19 protein-coding genes and 2 pseudogenes are annotated in these 20859 nt (G+C 63.2%); 12 read left to right on the forward strand and 9 right to left on the reverse strand.

The features are described from left to right. The first annotated feature begins 12 nt into the window (after positions 1-12). The 6 genes from R0232_RS05990 to R0232_RS06015 all read left to right on the forward strand — a co-directional run bounded on the left by R0232_RS05990 (position 13) and on the right by R0232_RS06015 (position 7005). Positions 13-1425, forward strand: a complete 1413-nt coding sequence (locus tag R0232_RS05990; RefSeq protein WP_431511525.1) for an acetyl-CoA carboxylase biotin carboxylase subunit — start codon at positions 13-15, stop codon at positions 1423-1425. Continuing rightward, a complete protein-coding gene (locus R0232_RS05995; RefSeq protein ID WP_431511526.1) occupies positions 1422-2333 on the forward strand; it encodes a 5-oxoprolinase subunit B family protein in 912 nt (303 codons plus the stop codon). The genes R0232_RS05990 and R0232_RS05995 overlap by 4 nt, the downstream gene beginning before the upstream one ends. After that, positions 2323-3300 carry a biotin-dependent carboxyltransferase family protein gene (locus R0232_RS06000; RefSeq protein WP_057591114.1) on the forward strand — a complete coding sequence of 326 codons (978 nt, stop codon included), beginning with the start codon at positions 2323-2325 and terminating at the stop codon, positions 3298-3300. The genes R0232_RS05995 and R0232_RS06000 overlap by 11 nt, the downstream gene beginning before the upstream one ends. A gap of 65 nt (positions 3301-3365) precedes the next feature. Continuing rightward, the gene (gene torT / locus R0232_RS06005) at positions 3366-4448 is read left to right on the forward strand and encodes a TMAO reductase system periplasmic protein TorT (RefSeq protein ID WP_431511527.1); all 1083 of its coding nucleotides are present in this window, start codon (positions 3366-3368) and stop codon (positions 4446-4448) included. A gap of 8 nt (positions 4449-4456) precedes the next feature. Then, the gene (locus R0232_RS06010; protein WP_431511528.1) at positions 4457-5962 is read left to right on the forward strand and encodes a sugar ABC transporter ATP-binding protein; all 1506 of its coding nucleotides are present in this window, start codon (positions 4457-4459) and stop codon (positions 5960-5962) included. Then, the gene (locus R0232_RS06015) at positions 5959-7005 is read left to right on the forward strand and encodes an ABC transporter permease (protein WP_082321632.1); all 1047 of its coding nucleotides are present in this window, start codon (positions 5959-5961) and stop codon (positions 7003-7005) included. Before R0232_RS06010 ends, R0232_RS06015 begins: the two co-directional genes overlap by 4 nt. 9 nt (positions 7006-7014) lie before the next feature. Here R0232_RS06015 and R0232_RS06020 read toward each other — a convergent pair whose 3' ends face one another. From R0232_RS06020 to ttcA (R0232_RS06030), 3 genes and pseudogenes are all read right to left on the reverse strand, one after another. Further along, complete coding sequence (locus R0232_RS06020; RefSeq protein ID WP_431511529.1) at positions 7015-7662, reverse strand: histidine phosphatase family protein; 648 nt, start codon at positions 7660-7662, stop codon at positions 7015-7017. A 63-nt stretch (positions 7663-7725) separates the two neighbouring features. Continuing rightward, positions 7726-8352 (reverse strand): membrane lipoprotein lipid attachment site-containing protein, encoded by a 627-nt coding sequence (locus R0232_RS06025; protein WP_431511530.1) that lies wholly within the window; start codon positions 8350-8352, stop codon positions 7726-7728. A gap of 46 nt (positions 8353-8398) precedes the next feature. After that, a pseudogene (gene ttcA, locus R0232_RS06030) lies at positions 8399-9151 on the reverse strand (tRNA 2-thiocytidine(32) synthetase TtcA); the annotation flags it as partial. Positions 9152-9280: 129 nt separating this feature from the next. Here ttcA (R0232_RS06030) and ttcA (R0232_RS06035) point away from each other — a divergent pair. After that, entirely contained in the window at positions 9281-10234 is a 954-nt protein-coding gene (gene ttcA, locus R0232_RS06035) for a tRNA 2-thiocytidine(32) synthetase TtcA (protein WP_431511531.1), read from the forward strand. A 113-nt stretch (positions 10235-10347) separates the two neighbouring features. Here the strand turns inward: ttcA (R0232_RS06035) and R0232_RS06040 are convergent, their stop codons facing one another. The 4 genes from R0232_RS06040 to R0232_RS06055 form a co-directional block, all read right to left on the reverse strand. Next, a complete protein-coding gene (locus tag R0232_RS06040) occupies positions 10348-10767 on the reverse strand; it encodes a hypothetical protein (RefSeq protein WP_431511532.1) in 420 nt (139 codons plus the stop codon). Continuing rightward, positions 10748-12907 (reverse strand): hypothetical protein, encoded by a 2160-nt coding sequence (locus tag R0232_RS06045; RefSeq protein WP_431511533.1) that lies wholly within the window; start codon positions 12905-12907, stop codon positions 10748-10750. Before R0232_RS06045 ends, R0232_RS06040 begins: the two co-directional genes overlap by 20 nt. Positions 12908-13230: 323 nt before the next feature. Then, the gene (locus R0232_RS06050) at positions 13231-14730 is read right to left on the reverse strand and encodes a hypothetical protein (RefSeq protein WP_431511534.1); all 1500 of its coding nucleotides are present in this window, start codon (positions 14728-14730) and stop codon (positions 13231-13233) included. Between the two features lie 12 nt (positions 14731-14742). Beyond that, a complete protein-coding gene (locus R0232_RS06055) occupies positions 14743-16026 on the reverse strand; it encodes a hypothetical protein (RefSeq protein ID WP_431511535.1) in 1284 nt (427 codons plus the stop codon). On the opposite strand from R0232_RS06055, the gene R0232_RS06060 reads away from it, so the two are divergent. Further along, a complete protein-coding gene (locus R0232_RS06060; RefSeq protein WP_431511536.1) occupies positions 16025-16249 on the forward strand; it encodes a hypothetical protein in 225 nt (74 codons plus the stop codon). The two genes, R0232_RS06055 and R0232_RS06060, sit on opposite strands and share 2 nt — an antisense overlap. An 83-nt stretch (positions 16250-16332) precedes the next feature. Continuing rightward, a pseudogene (locus R0232_RS06065) lies at positions 16333-16635 on the forward strand (efflux RND transporter permease subunit); the annotation flags it as partial. 153 nt (positions 16636-16788) lie between these two features. Here R0232_RS06065 and R0232_RS06070 read toward each other — a convergent pair. Together R0232_RS06070 and merR are read right to left on the reverse strand one after the other, a co-directional pair. Beyond that, the gene (locus tag R0232_RS06070) at positions 16789-17178 is read right to left on the reverse strand and encodes a YkvA family protein (RefSeq protein WP_431512867.1); all 390 of its coding nucleotides are present in this window, start codon (positions 17176-17178) and stop codon (positions 16789-16791) included. Positions 17179-17271: 93 nt separating this feature from the next. Next, positions 17272-17664, reverse strand: a complete 393-nt coding sequence (merR, locus tag R0232_RS06075; RefSeq protein WP_431511537.1) for an Hg(II)-responsive transcriptional regulator — start codon at positions 17662-17664, stop codon at positions 17272-17274. Positions 17665-17729: 65 nt separating this feature from the next. Between merR and merC the strand changes: the two genes are divergently transcribed. The 3 genes from merC to R0232_RS06090 all read left to right on the forward strand — a co-directional run bounded on the left by merC (position 17730) and on the right by R0232_RS06090 (position 20820). After that, positions 17730-18152, forward strand: a complete 423-nt coding sequence (gene merC / locus R0232_RS06080; RefSeq protein ID WP_431511538.1) for an organomercurial transporter MerC — start codon at positions 17730-17732, stop codon at positions 18150-18152. Further along, positions 18149-18385: a GDCCVxC domain-containing (seleno)protein gene (locus R0232_RS06085; RefSeq protein ID WP_431511539.1), complete on the forward strand. Its 237-nt coding sequence runs from the start codon at positions 18149-18151 to the stop codon at positions 18383-18385. Before merC ends, R0232_RS06085 begins: the two co-directional genes overlap by 4 nt. Before the next feature lie 581 nt (positions 18386-18966). Continuing rightward, complete coding sequence (locus R0232_RS06090) at positions 18967-20820, forward strand: phospholipase D-like domain-containing protein (RefSeq protein WP_431511540.1); 1854 nt, start codon at positions 18967-18969, stop codon at positions 20818-20820. The last annotated feature ends 39 nt before the right edge of the window (positions 20821-20859 follow it).

Below are 20859 nucleotides of genomic sequence, written 5' to 3' on the forward strand. Positions count from 1 at the left end.
GAAGACGACGCGATGACCGCTGCATTCGACACGCTGCTGATCGCCAACCGCGGGGAGATCGCGGTGCGCGTGATCCGCGCCGCGCAGGAGCTGGGCCTGAAGACCGTCGCCGTCTACAGCGACGCCGACGCCCAGAGCCTGGCCGTGCAGATGGCCGACGAGGCCGTGCGCATCGGCCCGGCCCATGCCAGCAAGAGCTACCTGAGCGCCGACGCCATCCTGCAGGCCGCGGCCCACAGCGGCGCGGGCGCCGTGCATCCGGGCTACGGCTTCCTCTCGGAGAACGCCGACTTCGCGGCGCGAGTCGAGGCCGCGGGCCTGGTGTTCGTGGGCCCGACGCCGCATGCGATCCGCACCATGGGCGACAAGGCCGCCGCGCGCGCCGCCGCCATGAAGGCCGGCGTGCCGACCGTGCCCGGCAGCGCCGGCGTGGTGAGCGATGCCGGCGTGGCGGTCGAGCTCGCGCGCGACATCGGCTACCCGATCATGATCAAGGCCTCGGCCGGCGGTGGCGGGCGCGGCATCCGCGTGGCGCACGACGAGGCCGAGCTGCGCCAGCAGTTCGCCACCGCCACCGCCGAGGCGCAGGCCGCCTTCGGCAACGGCGAGGTCTACCTCGAGCGCTTCATCCGCAAGGCGCGCCACATCGAGGTGCAGATCCTCGGCGACGGCCAGCGCGTGGTGCACTGCTTCGAGCGCGAATGCTCGCTGCAGCGCCGGCGCCAGAAGGTGTGGGAAGAAGCGCCCTCGGCCGCCATCGATGCCGCCACGCGCGCCGCGCTGTGCGAATCGGCGCTGCGCCTCGCGAGCGCCGTGGCCTACCGCGGCGCGGGCACGCTCGAATACCTCTACGACGACGACACGCGCGAGTTCTTCTTCATCGAGATGAACACCCGCATCCAGGTCGAGCATCCGATCACCGAGATGGTCACCGGCATCGACCTCGTGAAGGAGATGCTGCGCATCGCGCTGGGCCAGCCGCTGCGCCTGAAGCAGGAGGACATCCGGCTCGCCGGCGCCGCCATCGAGGTGCGCATCAACGCCGAGAACGCCGCGAAGAACTTCATGCCGAGCCCGGGCCTGGTGACGCGGCTCGCGGTGCCGGGCGGGCCCGGCGTGCGCTTCGACACCCTGATGTTCGCGGGCTGCAACGTGCCGGCCTACTACGACTCGCTGCTCGGCAAGCTGATCGTGCACGACAGCGACCGCGCCGCCGCGCTCGCGCGCATGCGCCGTGCGCTCGGCGAGCTGCGCGTGGAGGGCATCCACACCACCATCCCGCTGCACCGCGCGCTGTGCGACGACGCCGAGGTCGCGGCCGCGGCCTTCCACACCGGCTTCCTCGAGCAGTGGCTCGCGGCGCATCCGCTGGCCGAGCCGGCCGCTCCCGTTCCTGCTTCCACGGCCGAGAAGGTGCCTGCATGACCGCCGCTGCCATCCTCCCGGCCCAGGCCCGCTACAGCTTCGGCGGCGACGAGCACCTGTTCGTCGAGATCAGCGAATCGATGTCGCTGCCGGCCTTCTTCAAGGGCATGGCGATCTGCAACGAGCTGCGCCGCCGCGTGCAGGCCGGCGAGATCGCGGGCGTCACCGAGATCTGCCCGGCCAACGCGGCCTACCTGGTGCGCTTCGATCCCGACCTGATCGCGCCCGATGCGCTGCAGGCCGTGCTCGAGGGGATCGAGGCCGGCATCGGCGAGGCCGACCTGCGGCTTTCGACCCGCATCGTCGAGATCCCCGTGCTCTACAACGACCCGTGGACGCACGAGACCCTGATGCGCTTCCGCGAGCGCCACCAGGACCCGGCCAGCACCGACATCGAGTACGCCGCGCGCATCAACGGCCTCGATTCCGTCGATGCCTTCATCGCCGCGCATTCGGGCGCGCCGTGGTTCGTCTCCATGGTGGGCTTCGTGGCCGGGCTGCCCTTCCTGTTCCAGATGGTCGAGCGCGAGCGCCAGCTCGAGGTGCCCAAGTACCTGAGCCCGCGCACCGACACGCCGCGGCTCACGCTGGGCCACGGCGGCTGCTTCAGCTGCATCTACTCGGTGCGCGGGGCCGGCGGCTACCAGATGTTCGGCGTCACGCCGGCGCCGATCTTCGATCCGACCCAGCGCCTGCCCTACCTCAAGGAGCTGATGGTGTTCTTCCGCCCCGGCGACATCGTCAAGTGGAAGCCGATCGACCGCGCCGAGTACGACCGCCAGGTGGCGCAGGTGGAGGCCGGCGACTACACCTTGCGCATCGCGCCGGTGTCGTTCTCGCTGCAGGAATTCCTGGCCGATCCCGACGGCTACAACCAACAGCTGCTGAAGGTGCTCCATGGCGATTGAAGTGCTCAAGCCCGGCCTCGCGACCAGCGTGCAGGACGCGGGCCGTCCCGGCTACTACCACCTGGGCATTCCGTTGTCGGGCGCGCTCGACCAGCAGGGTCTGGTGCTGGCCAACCTGCTGGTGGGCAACGACGAGGGCGCGGCCGTGATCGAGAGCACGCTGCTCGGGCCCGAGTTGCGCTTCGATGCGCCCGCCGTGGTGGCGGTGACGGGCGCGCAGGCCAAGGTCAAGCTCAACGGCGCCGAGAGGCCGCGCAACGAAGCCTTCGCGGTGCAGGCCGGCGACGTGCTCGGCTTCGACTTCATGCTGCTGGGCGCGCGCATGTGCATCGCGGTGGCCGGCGGCATCGACGTGCCGCTGGTGCTCGGCAGCCGCTCGACCTACGGCCTCGGCGCCTTCGGCGGCTTCGAGGGCCGCAAGCTGCTGGCCGGCGATCGGCTGCCGGTGGGCACGCCCTCGGCGCGCGCGCGGCCCGGGCGCGGCGTGGCGGCCGAGCTGCTGCCGGTGCTCGCCAAGGAGGTGACGCTGCGCGTGCTGCCCGGGATCTACTTCCACCGGCTGCAGCAGGACTCGGTGCGCAGCTTCTTCGCCGACACCTGGAGCGTGGGCTCGGAGGCCGACCGCATCGGCTACCGCTACAAGAATGGCACGCCGCTGAAGTTCATCGAGCGCACGCCGCCCTTCGGCGCGGGCGCCGATCCGTCGAACATCGTCGATGCCGGCTATCCCTACGGCTCGATCCAGGTGCCGGGCGGGCGCGAGCCGATCATCCTGCACCGCGACGCGGTCTCGGGCGGCGGCTACGCGATGGTCGGCACGGTGATCAGCGCCGACATGGACCTGATCGCCCAGATGCAGCCCAACCACAAGGCGCGCTTCGTCGCGGTCGACATGGCGCAGGCGCTGGCCGCGCGCGCCGAGCGACGACGGCGCATCGAGCGCCTGCGCGCCGCGCTCGCCGACTGAGCGCCCGGGCGGCAAGGCCGCCCACCCCCTTCCTTTTCTTCCCCGTTGCCACCTAGGAGTTCTTCATGAACAGCTTGCCCCTGCGCGTTTCATTGACCGCCGCCGCCTTCGCCGCCACCGTGCTGTGGCACGGCGGTGCTTCGGCCGCCGACTGGTTTCCCTACAAGGCCGAGGCCACCGAGCCCGCCTTCTCGGCCGAGGGCACGAAGAAGCCCATCGACTACGTGCCGCTGCCCAAGGCCTCGAAGAAGTGGGACCTCTGCGTGTCGTTCCCGCACATGAAGGACGCCTACTGGCTCGGCGTGGACTACGGCGTGATCGAGGAGGCCCGGCGCCAGGGCGTGAAGCTGCAGGTGGCCGACGCGGGCGGCTACACCAACCTCGGCAAGCAGGTCTCGCAGATCGAGGACTGCGTGGCGCGCGGCGCCAACGCGGTGATCATCGGCGCGATCTCGGGCGACGGCCTCAACAACGTCATCAAGGCCACGGCCGCGAAGAAGGTGCCGGTGATCGACCTGGTCAACGGCATCAACTCGCCCGACCTCTCGGCCAAGTCGCTGGTGTCCTTCCACACCATGGGCCAGTCGACCGGCGCCTACCTCGCGAAGAAGCATCCGGCCGGTTCGCCGCCGGTCAAGGTCGGCTGGTTCCCGGGCCCGGCCGGCGCGGGCTGGGTCGAGGCCGCGCACAAGGGCTTCATGGAGGCGGTCAAGGGCAGCGCGGTGGTGGTGCTCGATCCGAAGTACGGCGACACCGGCAAGGAAGCGCAGAGCAAGCTGATCGAGGACGTGCTGCAGGCCAACCCCGACCTGGCCTACGTGGCCGGCACGGCCGTCACGGCCGAGGCCGCCACCGGCATCCTGCGCTCGCGCAACCTCGACAAGAAGGTGCAGGTGCTGTCCTTCTACATGACGCCGGGCGTCTACGAGGGCATCCAGCGCGGCCGCATCGTGGCCGCGCCGGCCGACTCGATGGTGATCCAGGGCCGCATCGCGGTCGACCAGGCGGTGCGCCTGCTCGAGGGCAAGGAGGTCGCGAAGCACGTGGGCCCGAAGATCTTCGTGGTCGACAGCGGCAACATCCAGAGCGTGAAGCAGGCCGACATCCTGCCGCCGACCGGCTTCAAGCCGGTGTTCGAGGTCAAGTAAGGCCCGCGATGCCACCCCTGCTGCAGACCCGCGGACTCGGCAAGCGCTATCCGGGCGTGCTGGCGCTCGACGGCGTGGACTTCGAGCTGCGCGCGGGCGAGGTGCACGTGCTGTTCGGCGAGAACGGCGCCGGCAAGTCGACGCTGATCTCGCTGCTGGCCGGCGCCAATGTGCCGAGCGCCGGCGAGATCCGGCTGCGCGGCGAGCCGGTGCGCTTCGCGAACGTGCACGAGGCGCGGCGCCACGGCATCAGCGCGGTGTTCCAGGAGTTCTCGCTGATCCCCACGCTGTCGGTGGCGCAGAACCTGAGCCTCGGCGAGGAGCCGCGCCGCGGCGGCCTGCTCGACCGCGGCGCGCTGCGCGAACGTGCCTGCGCGATGCTGGCCGACCTGGGCTTCGCGATCGACGTCGATGCGCCCGTGGCCGGCCTCACGCGCGCGCAGCAGCAGATGGTGGAGATCGCCAAGGGCCTGCGCGGCGAGGTCTCGGTGCTGATCCTCGACGAGCCCACCGCCTCGCTGACCGATGCCGAGACGCAGCGCCTGTTCGAGCTGGTGGCGCGGCTGCAGGCGCGCGGCGTGGGCATCGTCTACATCTCGCACCGCATGCAGGAGATCGCGCGGATCGCCGACCGCATCACGGTGCTGCGCGACGGCCGCCAGGTCACGACGGTCGAGGCGCGCGAGACCGATGCCGACCGCCTGATCGAGCTGATGAGCGGGCGTGCCATCGAACAGGTCTATCCGCGCATCGCCTTTGCGCCCGGTGAGACGGTGCTCGAGGTCGAGGGCCTGCATTCGCCCAACGGCGTGCGCGGCGCCAGCCTCGCGGTGCGGCGTGGCGAGGTGGTCGGGCTGGCCGGCCTCGTGGGCTGCGGCAAGTCGGAGCTGTTCCGCGCGGTCTGCGGGCTCGACCCGGTGAGCGCGGGCCGCGTGCTGTTCAAGGGCCAGCCGCGCACCGGCGCCAGGGTGCGCCGGCTGCTCGACGAGGGCCTGTTCTACCTGCCGCCCGACCGCAAGGGCGAGGGGCTGGTGCTGGGCTTCAGCTCGCGCGCCAACATCACGCTGCCGCTGGTGCACGGCCCTCTGCGCGGCCATGGCGGCTGGCTGCGCAAGCGGCTCGGGCGCCGGCTGTCGACGGCCGCGGCCGAGCGCGTGGAGCTCGCGCCGCGCAACCTCGAGCGGCCGGTGGCGCTCTTGTCGGGCGGCAACCAGCAGAAGGTGCTGTTCGGCAAGGGCATGACGCGCGACGCCGCGCTCTACGTGTTCGACGAGCCCACGGTGGGCGTCGACATCGGTACCCGCAGCGCGCTCTACCAGGTGATCCGCAAGCTCTGCGAAGGCGGCGCGGCGGTGGTCGTGATCTCCTCCGACCTGCCCGAGGTGCTGCACCTGAGTCACCGTGTCTACGTGATGTGCCGCGGCGAGATCGCCGGCGAGCTGCGGGGCGACGCCATCGGCGAGACCGCCGTGCTCAATCTCTTCTTCGGTTCCAGCGAGAACAACAAGCCATGACTTCGTCTTCTTCCGTCGCCACCGCCGTGCCTTCGGCACCGGGGCCCGCCGGCCGCGCGCTGGCCCTGCTGCGCGCCCTGTTCCTGCGCCTGGGCGTGCTGCCCTTCATGCTGGCGATCGCCTTCGTGGTGTTCGGCACCCTGTCGGACCAGTTCCTCACGGTGCAGAACCTGGTCAACCTGCTGCGCCAGTCGGTCTACCTGATCCTGGTGGCCATGGGCCAGATGCTGGCGCTGGTGACCGGCGGCTTCGACCTCTCGGTCGGCACCGTGATGGCGATCACCTCGGTGGTGGCGGCGCTGGCCATGCAGTTCTTCGGCGCCGCGCTGCCCGACGCCGCCTGGCTGGCCATCGCGCTGGGCTGCGCCTGCGGCATGCTGGCCGGGCTCGCGGTGGGGCTGGTCAACGGCATCGGCGTGGCCTTCATCGGCGTCTCGCCCTTCATCGTCACGCTGGGCGTGCAGTCGATCGGCTTCGGCCTGGCGCTCTACCTCACGGGCGGCGTGCCGGTGTCGGGCCTGCCCGCGGGCTTCAGCGAGCTGTTCGGCTTCGGCACGCTGCTGGGCGTGCCGGTGCCGATCTGGGTCACGGCGGCCTGCGTGGCGGCCATGGGCGTGCTGATGGGCCGCATGCCGACCGGCACCCACCTGCTGGCCGTGGGCGGCAATGCCAAGGCCGCGGCGCTGTCGGGCATCGACACCCGGCGCGTGCTGCTCGTGGCCTACCTGCTGTGCGCGGGCCTCGCGGCCGTCAGCGGCCTGCTGCTGACCGCGCGCGTCGAGACCGGCGAGGCCAACCTCGGCGGCACCGTGGCGCTGGAATCGATCGCGGCCTGCGTGATCGCCGGCGTGAGCCTGCGCGGCGGCATGGGCCGGGTGCCGAACGTGGTGATGGGCGCGATCTTCATCGGCCTGGTGCAGAACGGCATGAACCTCGCGAGCGTGGGGTCGTACCTGCAGATGGTGGTGCTGGGCGCGCTGCTGATCGTGGCGGTGGTGGCCGACCAGTTGCGCCACCGGATGGTGGCGCCCGGCTCGCACTGACGCACCGAGCTAGTTGGCGAACTCGTCGCGCGGCCCGCCCTCGGCCGCGAGGTGCGAGATGTCGCTCCAGCCCACGAGGCTGAAGCCCTCGCTGCTCCACAGCATGCGGTTGATGGCCGCGTTGCCGAGCTGCCAGGTGCGCGGCGCCTGCAGTTCCTGGCGCGTGGCGGCGCGGTAGAGCACGTCCATCACGCCGCCGTGCGCGACCAGCGCCACCAGCTCGCCCGTGTGGCGCGAGGCCAGGTCGGCGGCCACGCGCGTGATGCGCTCGCGGAACACCAGCAGGCTCTCGCCGCCCTCGGGTTCGAACTCGGGATCGCGCTCGCGCCAGCGCCTGGCCTGCTCGGGCAGTTCGGCCTCGATCTCGGCGAAGCTCATGCCCTCGAAGCGGCCGAAGGCGCGCTCGCGCAGGCCGGGTTCGGGCCGGACCTCGAGGCCGTGCGGTTTGGCGATCTCGAGCGCGGTCTGCCAGGCGCGCGAGAGGTCGCTGGCATAGATGGCGGCCAGCGGCTCGTCGGCCAGCGCCTGGCCCACGCGCTGGGCCTGCCAGATGCCGGTGGCATTGAGCCCGATGTCGAGCTGGCCCTGGATGCGCGTGTCGACGTTCCAGGCGGTTTCGCCATGGCGAACGGCGATCAGGCGGGTGAGGTCTTCCATGGTCGAAATTCTAGGAGGGCGGCATTTCGGATCGTGCCGCCGCTCCAGGCCCGAGGCGGGCCCTTACTGTTGCTTCTTCGCCGTGGGCAGCTCGATGTTGACGCGCCGCACGCCCTCGGGCGGCCTCGGGAAGCCCTGCAGCGCGGCCTGGAACATCACCGGCAGCACCGCCGCGCTCGCGGTGTAGGGGCCGTCGTTGCGCGCGCGGGTCTCGTAGACCACGCGGTTGCTGCCCAGCTCGCGCAGCACCACGCCGACCTCGCGCTCGTACCAGGGGTTGGAGGCCTGCGGAACGATCGGCGCGCCATACCAGCCGCCGCCGTACCAGCGCCGGCCGTAGCCGTAGGGGCCGTACCCATAGCCATAGCCGAAGGGGCCGTCCCAGAGCCAGGGATCGGCCCAGGGCGACAGCGTGGTGGTCACGCGGGCGCTGATCTGCGCCGTGTAGCGCGGGTTGGCGTCGTCGCGGCGCAGGCCGACCTGCTCGAGCGCGGCGGCGGCCATGGCCTCGAGCGAGGCCTGGCGCTCGCCGTTGGCCTGCTGCGAGGGCAGGCGCTCGAAGCGGTAGGTGGCGCCCGCGGGAACGGTGTCGATGGCGGAGAAGCTCTTCACGTCGCTGTCGACCACCCAGGAGGTGGCGCAGCCGGACAGGGTTGCTACCAAAAGAAGAGCAAAAAAGGCGCGTTTCATGAGGGTCTCCGGGCCGGTGGGCCCCAAATTCCCCTGGGTAGCCGGATCAGCCCTGGACGATGCGCAGGGCGGCGGGCGCCTGGGAGAGCGGGTCGAAGGAGGGCGTGTCGAAGGCCTTGTCGCCGTTCTCGTCTGCCACGCCCGTCGGCTTCAGACCCTTGAAGTCGTGCAGCGTTCCGTCGAGCAGGTGCGAAGGCACCACGTTCTGCATCGCGCTGAACATGTTCTCGATGCGCCCCGGGTACTTGCGTTCCCATTCGCGCAGCATCTCACCGACCTGCTTGCGCTGCAGGTTCTCCTGGCTGCCGCACAGCGTGCACGGAATGATCGGGAACTCGCGGTGCTGGGCCCAGCGCACCAGGTCCTTCTCGGCCACGTAGGCCAGCGGCCGGATCACCACGTGGCGGCCGTCGTCGCTCACCAGCTTCGGCGGCATGCTCTTGAGCTTGGCCGCGAAGAACATGTTGAGGAAGAAGGTCTGCAGCATGTCGTCGCGGTGGTGGCCCAGCGCGACCTTGGTGGCGCCCAGCTCGTCGGCCACGCGGTAGAGGATGCCGCGGCGCAGCCGGCTGCACAGGCCGCAGGTGGTCTTGCCCTCGGGGATCACGCGCTTGACGATGCTGTAGGTGTCCTGGTTCTCGATGTGGAAGGCCACGCCGAGATCGCTCAGGTACTTCGGCAGCACTTCCTCGGGGAAGCCGGGCTGCTTCTGGTCGAGGTTGACCGCGACGATGTCGAAGTGGATCGGCGCGCGCGCCTTGAGCTTGAGCAGGATGTCGAGCAGGCCGTAGCTGTCCTTGCTTATCGGACGTAGAGCCCATCAAGAACATGCTTTTTCTGAGGCCTTCGAGAGGGACGGGTCGCAGCGGCTAAGGCGTGATCCTTTACAGCCGTTGAATTTTGTCAAGAAAAGTCGCTAGACCGGCCAATGTTTACATCGGAGGGCGTCGCTGACAAGTCTTCCCTACAATTCCACGAAAGGTTCTCTATGAGTGTTGAATTTAATAAGCTGCGCAAGCGCATCCGCCGACTCGCCGGCCAAGCTGTCGTTGACTACGGGATGATCGAGGAAGGTGACCTCGTCATGGTCTGTCTGTCGGGTGGGGCAGACAGCTACACCATGCTGGACAGCCTTCTTTACCTCCGGGAAGTCGCTCCGATCAATTTTGATGTCGTAGCGGTCAACCTCGATCAGAAGCAGCCAGGATTCCCCGAGGACATCCTTCCCGCATATTTGACTCAGCTAAACGTTCCGTTTCGCGTCATCGAGGAAGACACCTACTCCATTGTCAAGGAGAAGGTGCCTGAGGGAAAAACGACATGCGCCCTTTGCTCAAGGCTGCGGCGCGGCATCCTCTACCGGACCGCAGTGGAATTGGGCGCCACCAAGGTAGCGTTGGGCCACCATCGCGACGACATCTTGGAGACGCTGCTTCTCAACATGTTCTTCGGCGGAAAGCTGAAAACCATGCCGCCGAAGCTGGTCTCAGACGACGGACGAAATGTCGTCATTCGCCCACTCGCGTACTGCAACGAGCGAGACATCAAGGCCTATTCGGCGGCGATGAATTTCCCGATCATCCCTTGCAATCTGTGCGGCTCTCAGCCCAACCTTCAGCGCAGAGCAATGAAGGAAATGATTCAGGAATGGGATCGACGCTTCCCGGGGCGCTCCGACAACATGTTTCGTGCGTTGACAGATGTGGTGCCGTCGCACCTGCTCGACCGAAAGTTACATGACTTCAACACGCCAGCGAAGATGAGCGGCGAACTGGACGATGTCAGCAACTGGCTCGCTGCGCCGAATGAGCCTTCGGAAGTCGTCGCGGCCCCGATCCGGCTCATGCCTGGTATTTCAACAATCGGTAGTTCAGCTAGCTGATCGGGGAGCTTGGCGCCCGAATGGGGATCGACGAGCGCATGAACACAACAACCCGGGCGAAGCGTAGAGGAATACAGTTCCGCGTCGTCTGGCAGCGTCTCCAGATTGGCTCTCTACCTATCTTCTCGCCTTCTGCGCGTATTACTGGGCAATGGAAGAGCCAGCAGCCCGATGCCACCGGGCAATAGGGACACGTTGTGGATCAGCTGCATGTGACGCAACTGCAGTGCAGTTTTTTTCGCAGACAGGTCGGCAACCTGCAGTTCCAACTCAATAACTCGCTTCACGTACCAAGACCGACTGTGCTGGGGAGCGCTCGAGCGCTCAGCACCTGGCTTCTTGGCCGCCTCGTACGCGTTATAGATGGCCTCATTCGCGCTGAGCGATTGGCGCGACCACACGTCTGAAGCTTTGAATTTCTTGGCAATTTGCCTTCTTAGTGAATCCCAGGTCAATCGCTGCTTGGTCGGCCATTCTTTCAAGATGACGACGATCGCCGCTTCGGCCCTCCGACTAATCTTTGGCATCCCCATCGTCATCTCTTTCCGGCGGCTCGCCGACATGTTTATCGTGTAATCGAGACGTGAGCTCGGACAGGCCCAGAGCCGCTGGCGCCGCATCGAACGTCACGATCGTGCCTGGTGCAATTGAGGGGTCATTCTCCACAGCGAAGATCTCTTCACAGCGAGCGCGAACCCATTCGTGTTGTCTGATGTGGCGCTCGATTGGCTTCTTCAGGCCCCCGCTCGATCGCAACTTTTTGTGTCCCTCGGCGATCATGTGGACGGAGTGCTGATGCATCTCTTTGATGATCGGCAAGCGCTTCTTGTCCCCTTTCATCCAGACGTGGTGGCCACACCCCATGCAGTCGCCATGCTGTTCACAAGGGTTGAGAGACCAAGATGTTGAGCATCCCCCCACTTCCGTGATTTGCTTGGGTGTAGCTCTTTCAAAGAGAAAGATTTTTCGATCTACTACTTCAATTGTTCGAGCGGCGTTCGCCACAGGGCCAGTCACCTTAAAGTCGACTGCCGGATCGAACCCCTCGATAGAGCCGCTCACGATCTCTGCTGGGGTGCGCAAATCGTAATGTGCCGACTGCGTGCCTGACGTTCGTCCCGCAAGTAGATCAAGGTACTTCTCGCTCACCCCCAACGTTAGCGCTCGCGTTTGAAGATAGGCTCGTGTGTCGTGAAGGGTGAACGATGGATATTCTCCATTCGAAAGTTTGATGTTCAGTGTCGCGAAGAGTCTTGGAGGTTTACCCAAGCGCACGCTAGTCCATCTGAGAAAGCGAGAATGCGTGACGACAACAGGGCGCCACCAAGCTCGCTTCCGCGCCAAGTGATCAGTTTCCTGATCAATCTGACCATCAAACGCAGCGCAGAGGACCTCGTCGAGCCGCGTCTTTCTATCTCTGGATGAGTAAGGCCAGTGAGGGAATCTTGCCTTCTTGAAGTCCGCCAAAAGTCTGCTACGCAACTCTTCAACACTGGAAAAACAGGAAAGACTTCGCCCAGCCACCAGAAAAGCCAGTTCGATTCCGATCTTCTGTCCTTCGTTTGCAGAGATCGAGTTGAGTAAGTAGTCCCGATCAATGAAGATATCTTTTTCAAGCAGTTGAACTTCACCGGGCAATTCGACCCCGATGACCCTGAACAGCACGCTCAGATCGAGGTGTGATAGGTAGATTCGCCCTGAGACTTGAGATCTTGTCTGCTGCGGGAAGAAGTCTTGGGGATGGTTCACGCCACGTAGCGTGCGCAGCTTGACGCAGATGACCTTCGAGATCTTGTCGTAGAGCGAAGGGTATTCACGAGCCATTAGATCCACGGCACTGACGGGTACATATGGGTCAGTCTTTCTGGTGCCGAACGGAGGTCTTCTGAAGTACGACTGCGAAAAATCGCCCTGCAGGTGGTCCGGGATATACAGCTGATTGATCTTTTCGAAGCTGTCGAAGTTCTCAATGTAGTACTTGAACGCTGCTCTTGCATCCGCTGAGAAATTGGCGGCGACCTCGAACAGTTCCTGGGCAAGAGCCTCAAGTTGTTTTGGGATTGGAAGTTCCTGGTACAGGTCGGTCTTCGGTCGATAAATCGATATCCGAACCCTCCCCTCAACCCACCTCAGGGCGTCCGGGTGAAGCTGCAAGAGATCCGATAGACGCATTGACACGGTTGTGAAGGGCAACGCTACCAATGCGGCCATTGAGGTAATTTCGTGTGCCGGACCGAAGCGCTGTTGCGCAGAACGGTATGCCAGTCCAACAGCAGCTACGACTTCATTCGGTAGCCGCCTGGACTGGCTCTTCCTCTGCACATCTTCATCAAGAAGTTGTGCTTTCCGTTTCGTCGGCATGGGCACTTTGGACGTGAAGGTGAAACGAGTTGCCAGCAGGCCGAATCCGTATTGGCCAAACCTGAAGCTTTTCGTGTGATGGCCACCCTGCAACATGCCTGCAAGCAAGTCCAACTCGCATCCAATATCGTATTTGACAGATACGCAATCTGATCCGCCAGTCAAGGCTTGTTCGGCGAGAACGAAGGCTGCACGCGTCAGCAAGCTTGGGTCATTGTTTCCAGAGTTGAGCTGGCGCAGAGCCCAGTCCAGAAGCTCCAGGGTGCGGGCGATCGTCTTCGGAGCTCCTCTCAAATTGCGGTAGATGATCATCACATTGATGTACGTCTTCGCAAACGTGAGGAAGCGGTCTCCGCCAACCATTGCCTCTGGATTGGTGATCTTGGGTGGCCCCGTTCGAGTGCGAATGAATATCTTCCGAGCCCGTACGCGGTGCTCGATTTTTATGAGAGGTAGTCGCGTGGTCTTGTCACCCGCTTTCAGGCGATGTGGCGCCATCGCAAACCATGGAACACTTGGGTCATAACCTTGCTCGTGCACAGTGTCAAAACCTGCGACTCCACCGGGGCAGCCCCACCTGACAAACTCCTCAAATCTGTCGGGGCCTGCAACAGTCTGGCTTCTGAAGAGCGGAACTACTCCTTGCATTCGTTTTCCCTTCTGCGCTCACAGATTCCCATGACTTGCTTCACCGCGGAGATGATGTTGTCGTCTCTTTGAATCGTTTCCACTGGCAATAGCATCAGCACTTTCCTTTCTCGCGCCTTCTCCATCTTCGCTAGAACTTGGTCGTGCGGTCCATCTACGAAGGCCTTGAACCGCGGACAGATATAGCAACCATCGGGAGCCAAAACGCCGCATAGTTCATCTCCGCATCCGCCCAGACTGTCGTTCAACTCGGCGTCGAGGATGAGGTTGTCTTCAGGTATGGACTTCTCGTTGCCCGCATCCAGCACCGAACCTCTAAACGCGTCTATGACAAGCACAAAGTGCGGATCCATCTGCCGCTCATACGCCTCAGCCATCTCGTCGGTCAAATTGACATAGCGCGTGAGCGAACCGGTGGTGGTGTGAAAGGCCGCCTGCCTGAGGACCTCCAATGGAGCACCGAGGATGGCCAGATGGGTGAGTTTTGTGTGTTTGAATCGCCTGGTGAAAAGATCGAGATCGCCTAGGTCTGCAATGTGGTCTGTGATTCGCCCTCGAGTGCGAACTATCAGAGATGTGATACCGAGGGATCGCTTCTGTAGAAAAGGAACGTGCTGATTGATGTTGACGCAAAAGAGTGGCTGATCGGGAGAAAGGTTGCGGCCAGACAGCTTCTCCATCCAAGCCAGCTGATCGCGAAGAGCCACGTGTACAGCCTCTGAGACGCTCACGGTCATCATCCTCGAGCGGCTCGGTCTTCCATGGAGTTTGACCAAAGGCACTGCGAGTGTCTTGGCGGACAATGAAACGTCCTTGACCCTCAAGAGTTGCATTTGCGAGGGCCGCAAAGCCTCGGAGATCATCAGACGCCAAAGCAGGTTCTGCTGTGGATTGAACTTCCCGTCGATGTACAGGTCATCTACTTGTCGATGAATCGCGCGCACCTTCTCGGTCGAGAAGGGGCGCTCGTGCACCTTCCTTGCCTGAATCTCGATGGAGGTCGCGCTCTTCGGCGATTGAGAGGTCAGAATGTGCGCCTTGAGGTCTGGGGCGATGCCTGGATAGCGGAGACGTATCCAATACCTCAACAAGCTCCTGAGCGTCTTTAGATCATTCGGTGACGATTGCCGCGCTTCCTCCATGTACATCTTCAGCGTGATGGATGCAACTCTTGCGGTGAGATTCAACCTTCTGAGCATCCGCTCAAAACGAGAAAACCACTGGACCGCGGTTGAGACCTTGCGGTGGCCGTCCAAGGCATGCAGAACCACTGCGTAATAAATGGTCGCTGTTGCGGGCGTCAGCAGATCCTCGACATTCCTGAGCCTGAATACGCTTTCTATGCCATCGGTTTTGGGAAGCATCATGCCGTCCAAATTGACGGGAATGAGCCGCGATTCGTTGTCGATAACCTTGATGTGAGTTGGAAGACCGTCGGGAAAAACTTCCTCGCTCCCCACGACGAACTCAGTGTATGGGCCGTACATTTCGCAGCCTCGTCAGGAAATGATTCGGTCTCTTTGCTGAACGAGCTCGGCCGAGCGTCCTTCGATTGCACGAGCTGCGTATCGATCCGGCATCGTGGATCTTGTCGACCATCGACCTCGTTGGATCACGATTTCGCGAGCGTCACGGCCTTTTGCCGTCGCAGTCTTGTAAACGTGATTCAGGTTGGTGTGTCGCAGGACGTGTGGCGAGATGGTGGAAGGGAGCGATTCGAAAGATTTGAGTTTGGCGAGTATGCGATTCAGGTTCCTTCGGCCGAGAGGGCTTCCTTCGTACTTGCCCTCATGGTTCACAAACAGAAAGGGTGTCGTAGAGTTTGATTTGAAGACGGCCGCTTCACGATCGCCAACGATGTACTCAATGAGTTTGGTCGCGAGTGATGTGGAGATCGGCACCAAGCCACCCCCCGTCTTGCAAGCCGGTTCGTGCAATCGAGTGTCGGCGGGATCGTTCTGCGCTTCGACGACCTTGATGCATCCGGTGAAGTGCCCAGGCTTGTATTCCCACGACTCAATAACATCTACACAGCACAGCTTGAGTAACTCTCCCGCCCTGAGGCCTGACTCGTGGAGTGTTTCCACGATCAAGCTGTCGCGCCGCCCCGTTGGAGTTTGAGGAAATGGGCCACCGTTCCCGAGGGCTCTCTCAAGGCTGCTCCGTTGTTCGTCGTTTAACGAGCGCACCTCTACAGAATCGTCGCCAGTGGCGATGTGCTTATGAAATTCCATTCGAATGCTCTGCGCGCTGGCCTCGAGCATTCGATGCTCCTCCGCGGTGAGTTCCGACCGAGGGTCGCATTCCTTCGTTAGCCAGGCAACATAGTTTCCGGTGGTCCTGATGCGGCGGTTTGACGTGCCGAATTTGACTGCTTTCCCGGTTGCCAACAGAGCGAAGGTGGAGGATTCGTCTTGTAGTGCGGTCGCGAGCTTGTCGGCTGAGAGGCATGCCCAACGGCAGTACTCAGTAATTTCCCTGTTCGTCAGTGCACGTATGCCGGCAAGCACGCGACTTTCTGGACTGATGAAGGGCGCTTTCGCTTTTCTCGAAGCTTCAGCACGCCTTGTGCGAAGCAACTGCCATTCGAGAAAGAACGCGAGATCCAAAAGAACTGCGATCTGGGTGTTCAGCGGCTTCTGGCCGAATTCGTCGAGCAAAAAAGCTACTGCAAGCTCGTGTTGCAGTTCGGTTTCGCGGTCGACAAGGACAACGCGGCGAACGGCGTCACTGCCATCCGGCGATGTGTCCAACAGCAATTCAATTCGGAAACGAAGCGTCATGGCCGAAACCTTACAAAAAGCGGTTCGTTTCAGCAACAAGATTGAGGAATGGCTTGGGGGCGAAGGCTTCTTTCGCCTCGGAAATCTTGTCAAACACGGCTGGAATCCGATAAGTGCGTTCTCTGCGGAGCAAGAACTTCTGCCGAAAGAGGATGTGGTCGGAGCCACGGCGGTGGACGTGCGATCACGACAGTGGTGCGTCGAAGTTTGGGATGTCAGTTGATTGCGACAGGCTTGGACGGCTGGCAACCGGCTCCGTGATCGCACTGAAGGCGGCATGGCTCGGCAAGAGCGGAAGCAACTGACATGCTCAACGGCGTGGTGCTGGTGAGCTACTTCAACCAATTGCGCGCCGAAGGGCCTGACCTGGTCACTTGCGTCACGCAGGGTGCCCGACGACGGCTGCGGCCGGTGCTGATGACGGCGGCGATCACCGCCTTCAGCCTGGTGCCGCTGCTCTTCACCAGCGGGCCGGGCTCCGAGATCCAGCGCCCGCTGGCGATCGTGGTGATCGGCGGCTTGATCACGGCCACCGCCCTGACGCTAATTCTTCTGCCGCTGCTGTACCTGCGGTTCACCATGCAGGCGTTTCATAGAAGTGATTGTTGATCGTTTGACACTCGATGTAAAAGCCACGCGGGCGAGATGTTTCTTGCCCCGCGGAAGCCAACGGCCCCCTGTACGCCACACCACTTCGGCATCACGGACCTTGGGTCCTGTATTCGCAACTCGCAACAAGCGGAACCCCGGCCATTGATCGGCTTAGCCTTGTCGAAGCCGTCGCCACAACACGACACCGGCACCGACCCAAATCACAAGGATGAGCGCAGCACCCCAAAGACTGCGCGGCTTGCTTTCACCATGGCTCATCCATTCGTCCGCCGTGACGCGGCAATCAGCGAGGACATTCCGAGGCAGCAGTCGGATCGTCAGCCAGATCAGACCGGGCAACAAGAGCACATCGTCCAGATACCCCAGCACGGGAATGAAGTCTGGGATCAAGTCGATCGGGCTGAGCGCGTAGGCGACGACGAATGCAGAAAGCGCCTTTACGTGCCAAGGGGTTTTTGGATGCCGATAGGCGAACCACAGCGTCACCGCATCCCGCTTGACACGCCGCGCCCATTGCTGGATGTCTTGCAGAATTGACAGCGAAGCTCCTTCGGTTGATTGCTGTGGATCGATGCGATCGAGCGAAGCCGCGCACCGATCCTCGGCGGCGATACCCGTTGCCTCCCACAGAGGCTACGCTTCCAGCGCAGTGATCAATGGGCAGGATACGTTTGTGCCATTCTTGCCGCAGTCGTGGATCAATGTCGACAAGGCCGATTCGATACGATGAAGGTCCGCCAGCTTCGCACGCACATCGGCAAGTTTTTGCTCCCCGAGTCGGCGAGCGTCGCCGCAATGCGTGCCATCTTCCAGCATCAACAATCCGGCCACTTCGTCGAGGCGAAAGCCCAGGCCCTGCGCAGACTTCACAAACCGGACTCTCGCCACATCTTTCTGGCCGTATCGCCGAATGCTGCCGTAAGGCCGGTCCGGCTGCGGCAGCAAACCCTTGCGTTGATAGAAGCGGATGGTCTCCACGTTGACTCCTGCGGCCTGAGCGAATACGCCGATGCTTAGTTGATCCATGCCGCTTGACTCCGTACTTGACTACGGAAGTATTGTGAACTCCTCGAAAGACATGGATGCAGTCGATGGAATGGATCGCACGGATGGCCGACAAGGCCGGCGCCTTGGGCAGCATTGTCTCGGCTGCGGCGTGCCCCGCATGTTTCCCAGCTCTGGCAAGCCTGGGGGCTGCGGCGGGCCTTGGCATCTTCAGCGGCTACGAAGGCCTGTTTCTCACCACCCTGCTGCCACTGTTCGCCGGCGTTGCCCTGGTGGCCAATGCCGTCGGCTGGTATCGCCATCGTCAGTGGCATCGCGGCTTGATGGGCATGATCGGTCCGGCGATGGTGCTCGCGGCCATGCTGCTCTTCTTCGGCCAATGGTGGACCGCCGAGTTGCTGTACGTTGGGCTGGGCTCGATGGTTGGCGTATCGCTGTGGGATCTTGTGTCGCCAGCGCACCCGAGATGCCGCGGGAATGGCTGCGAGATTGGGAGGGCGCACCAATGACCCCAGGAAAAGGCGTGCGCGGCGCAGTTAGCTTCGAGTCCGTGCTGACATGTCCACACTGCGGCCACGCGAAGCGGGAGGAGATGCCTGTGGACGCCTGCCAGTTCTTCTACGAATGCGAGAACTGCAAGATCTTGCTTCGTCCGAAATCCGGCGACTGCTGTGTGTTCTGTTCGTTCGGTTCGGTGAAATGCCCGCCAATCCAAGGGCAGCAAAACTGTTGCAGTCCATAGCACACGCGCGCAACCTCGCGTTCCGCAGTCCCGCCGCGTCACTCTCCGGGCGCGTGGCGAACCAGCACGGCAATCGATGTGGGCACCTGCTGAGGAAGCAACTCTCCTCAGTTGTTACTCAGCAGGTGCGCTTGCGACTATCTTTCGCCGGACGGAATGGTGCCGTCTCGCATCGCCTGAAGGGTCTCTTTTCGAACTTCATCGCGTGTCTTTCCCGGACCGCTCTTGGCGACAGGCCATGGGGCGCCATAGCGACTCGCCCATGTCCAGAACGGATGCTTCTGAGCGGTTTCGAGTTCTGCGGTGATCTGGGCTCGGGGTCTGGCCGGCCCTGCATGCTCGGGGTGGTAGACCACCCCCGCTTCCGTTGGCGCGAAGTGGGACGGCTCCGCGTAGGTCGGGGGCGCGAGAACAACTGCGCCAATGACCATGGCAAGCGCTGAACCTATACGTTTTGACGACATGACACTCTCCTTTGACCGTGTGAGTGCATGCCGGGCCAAAAAGCCATGACAGCCCGGATGCTCTCGGTAGGCCGTCGGTTGATCTCCCTGTCGTCAGTCTAAAAATCCAACCCGTCGATGGCCGCACAGGTGGATTACAAATACTTCATCTGCCGTCGCACCTGCTCTCAGGCGCTTGAATGCACCTCTTCGCGCTGCATGGAACGCAGCGCATCATCATCTTGCTGGGATCAGAGTGAGAGGAGTCAGCATCCGGAAGAGGTAGCGCGTCTTTTCAGCGAACGCGGCCCGCGTTTGCCGAAACTCGGCTTAAATTCCTCGGCTTGCTCGATAGCCGCGCTCTCCAACCTCACCTGTGCGACAAAACCGCTCGACATGAAGCAACAGACTTTGAACAGCCTGACTCCCCTTTGGCGCGTTGCGATGGTGAGCACCTTGCTCGCCTTGTCCGGCTGCCTCGGGTTGCCCCCGTCGCCTCCGTCGTCGCCCACTCACACACTTGTCGCCTCAGTAGACGCACCGCTGTCCAAGGTTGTAGAAGCCTCACGCGCGGCGCAAGGAGCCAGTGGCTTTCGTTTGCTGCCCTCCGGGCCGGACGCGCTGCAGGCACGCCTTGAGCTTGCGCGATTGGCCACGCGGTCGTTGGACCTGCAGTACTTCATCTTTCAATCCGACGCCACGGGTCGCGAGATGATGCGGGCCTTGCGAGATGCCGCGGCGCGGGGAGTTCGAGTGCGCCTGTTGATCGACGATCTATATACACAGGGTCAGGACGAACTGCTGGCCTGCCTGGCCGCGCACGAGCGCGTCGAGGTGCGGCTTTTCAACCCGTTCGCATTGCGGGCTGGCGGCGTGTTCGCTCGATTTGCGGCATCGCCATTTTTCCTCGGTCGCTTGAACCACCGAATGCACAACAAGTTGTTCGTCGCAGATGCGGCCTGGGCGATCACCGGGGGGCGCAACATTGGCGATGAATACTTCACGCGCAATGACGCGGGCAACTTCATCGACCTGGACGTGCTGGCTGCAGGAGAAGTCGTCGGTGACATGTCTCGCCAGTTCGACCTCTACTGGAACAGCGCCGCCACTGTGCCTATCGAACACGTCGCCGCACGGTCGGCGCCCGCGCACGCGCTGCGCGATCGCTTCGAGACGCTGACCCAGTCAGCATCGGCTCCGGCGCTGGGGGGTGCCGATGCACCAGACGCACTGGGCCGCTCATCGGTCGCGAAGGAGTTCGCTGCCGGCCGTGTGCATCTGGCGTGGGGCGACGGGGAATCCTACGCAGACCTGCCTGGAAAGGCACTTTCCGCATCACAGACGGAAGGAAGACAAGAGCATGGCTCCAACCTCGTGAGGCTCAACGCCTTGGAGCACATCCGTTCTGCATCAAGGGAAATATTGCTTACTTCACCCTATTTCATTCCGGGGCGAGCCGGCGTGGACCTCCTCGCCGAAGCGGCTCGCCGGGGTGTCAAGGTCAGTGTGTTGACCAATTCACTAGCGTCGACCGATCAGCCACTCGTACACGGGGCCTATCGGCGCTATAGACCAGCGCTCCTGACGGCCGGTGTTGCATTGTTCGAGTTGAGCCCGCAGCGCGCCGGGCGAGAAGAGCAGCGCAAGCTCTTTGGACTGTCTGTGGGGGGACTGCATACCAAATCGCTGGTGATCGACAGAAAGGAGTTGTTCGTCGGCTCGATGAACTTCGACCCCCGCTCCGATCGCATCAACACCGAAAGCGCGTTGGCGATCCACGTCGCGGAAGTTGCCGAAGACGCTGCTCGTCTGGCTGCATTGTCCAAAATGCAGGCGGCGCATCAACTACGGCTGTCCGAAGGACAGGCGCTCGAATGGATCACACCGGCTGGCGGCGAGGGTCCTGTTCATCCAGACGAACCCGAGTCGGAATTCTGGCAAAAAATCTGGCTGTTGCTCACCAGCGAATTCGCACCAGAAGGCTGGCTGTAATGCGTTGATGGTCGGCAATGTGCTTTTCAAGAAAGCTCC

Source organism: Variovorax sp. DAIF25, from assembly GCF_050711835.1.
Classification (GTDB): domain Bacteria; phylum Pseudomonadota; class Gammaproteobacteria; order Burkholderiales; family Burkholderiaceae_C; genus Variovorax.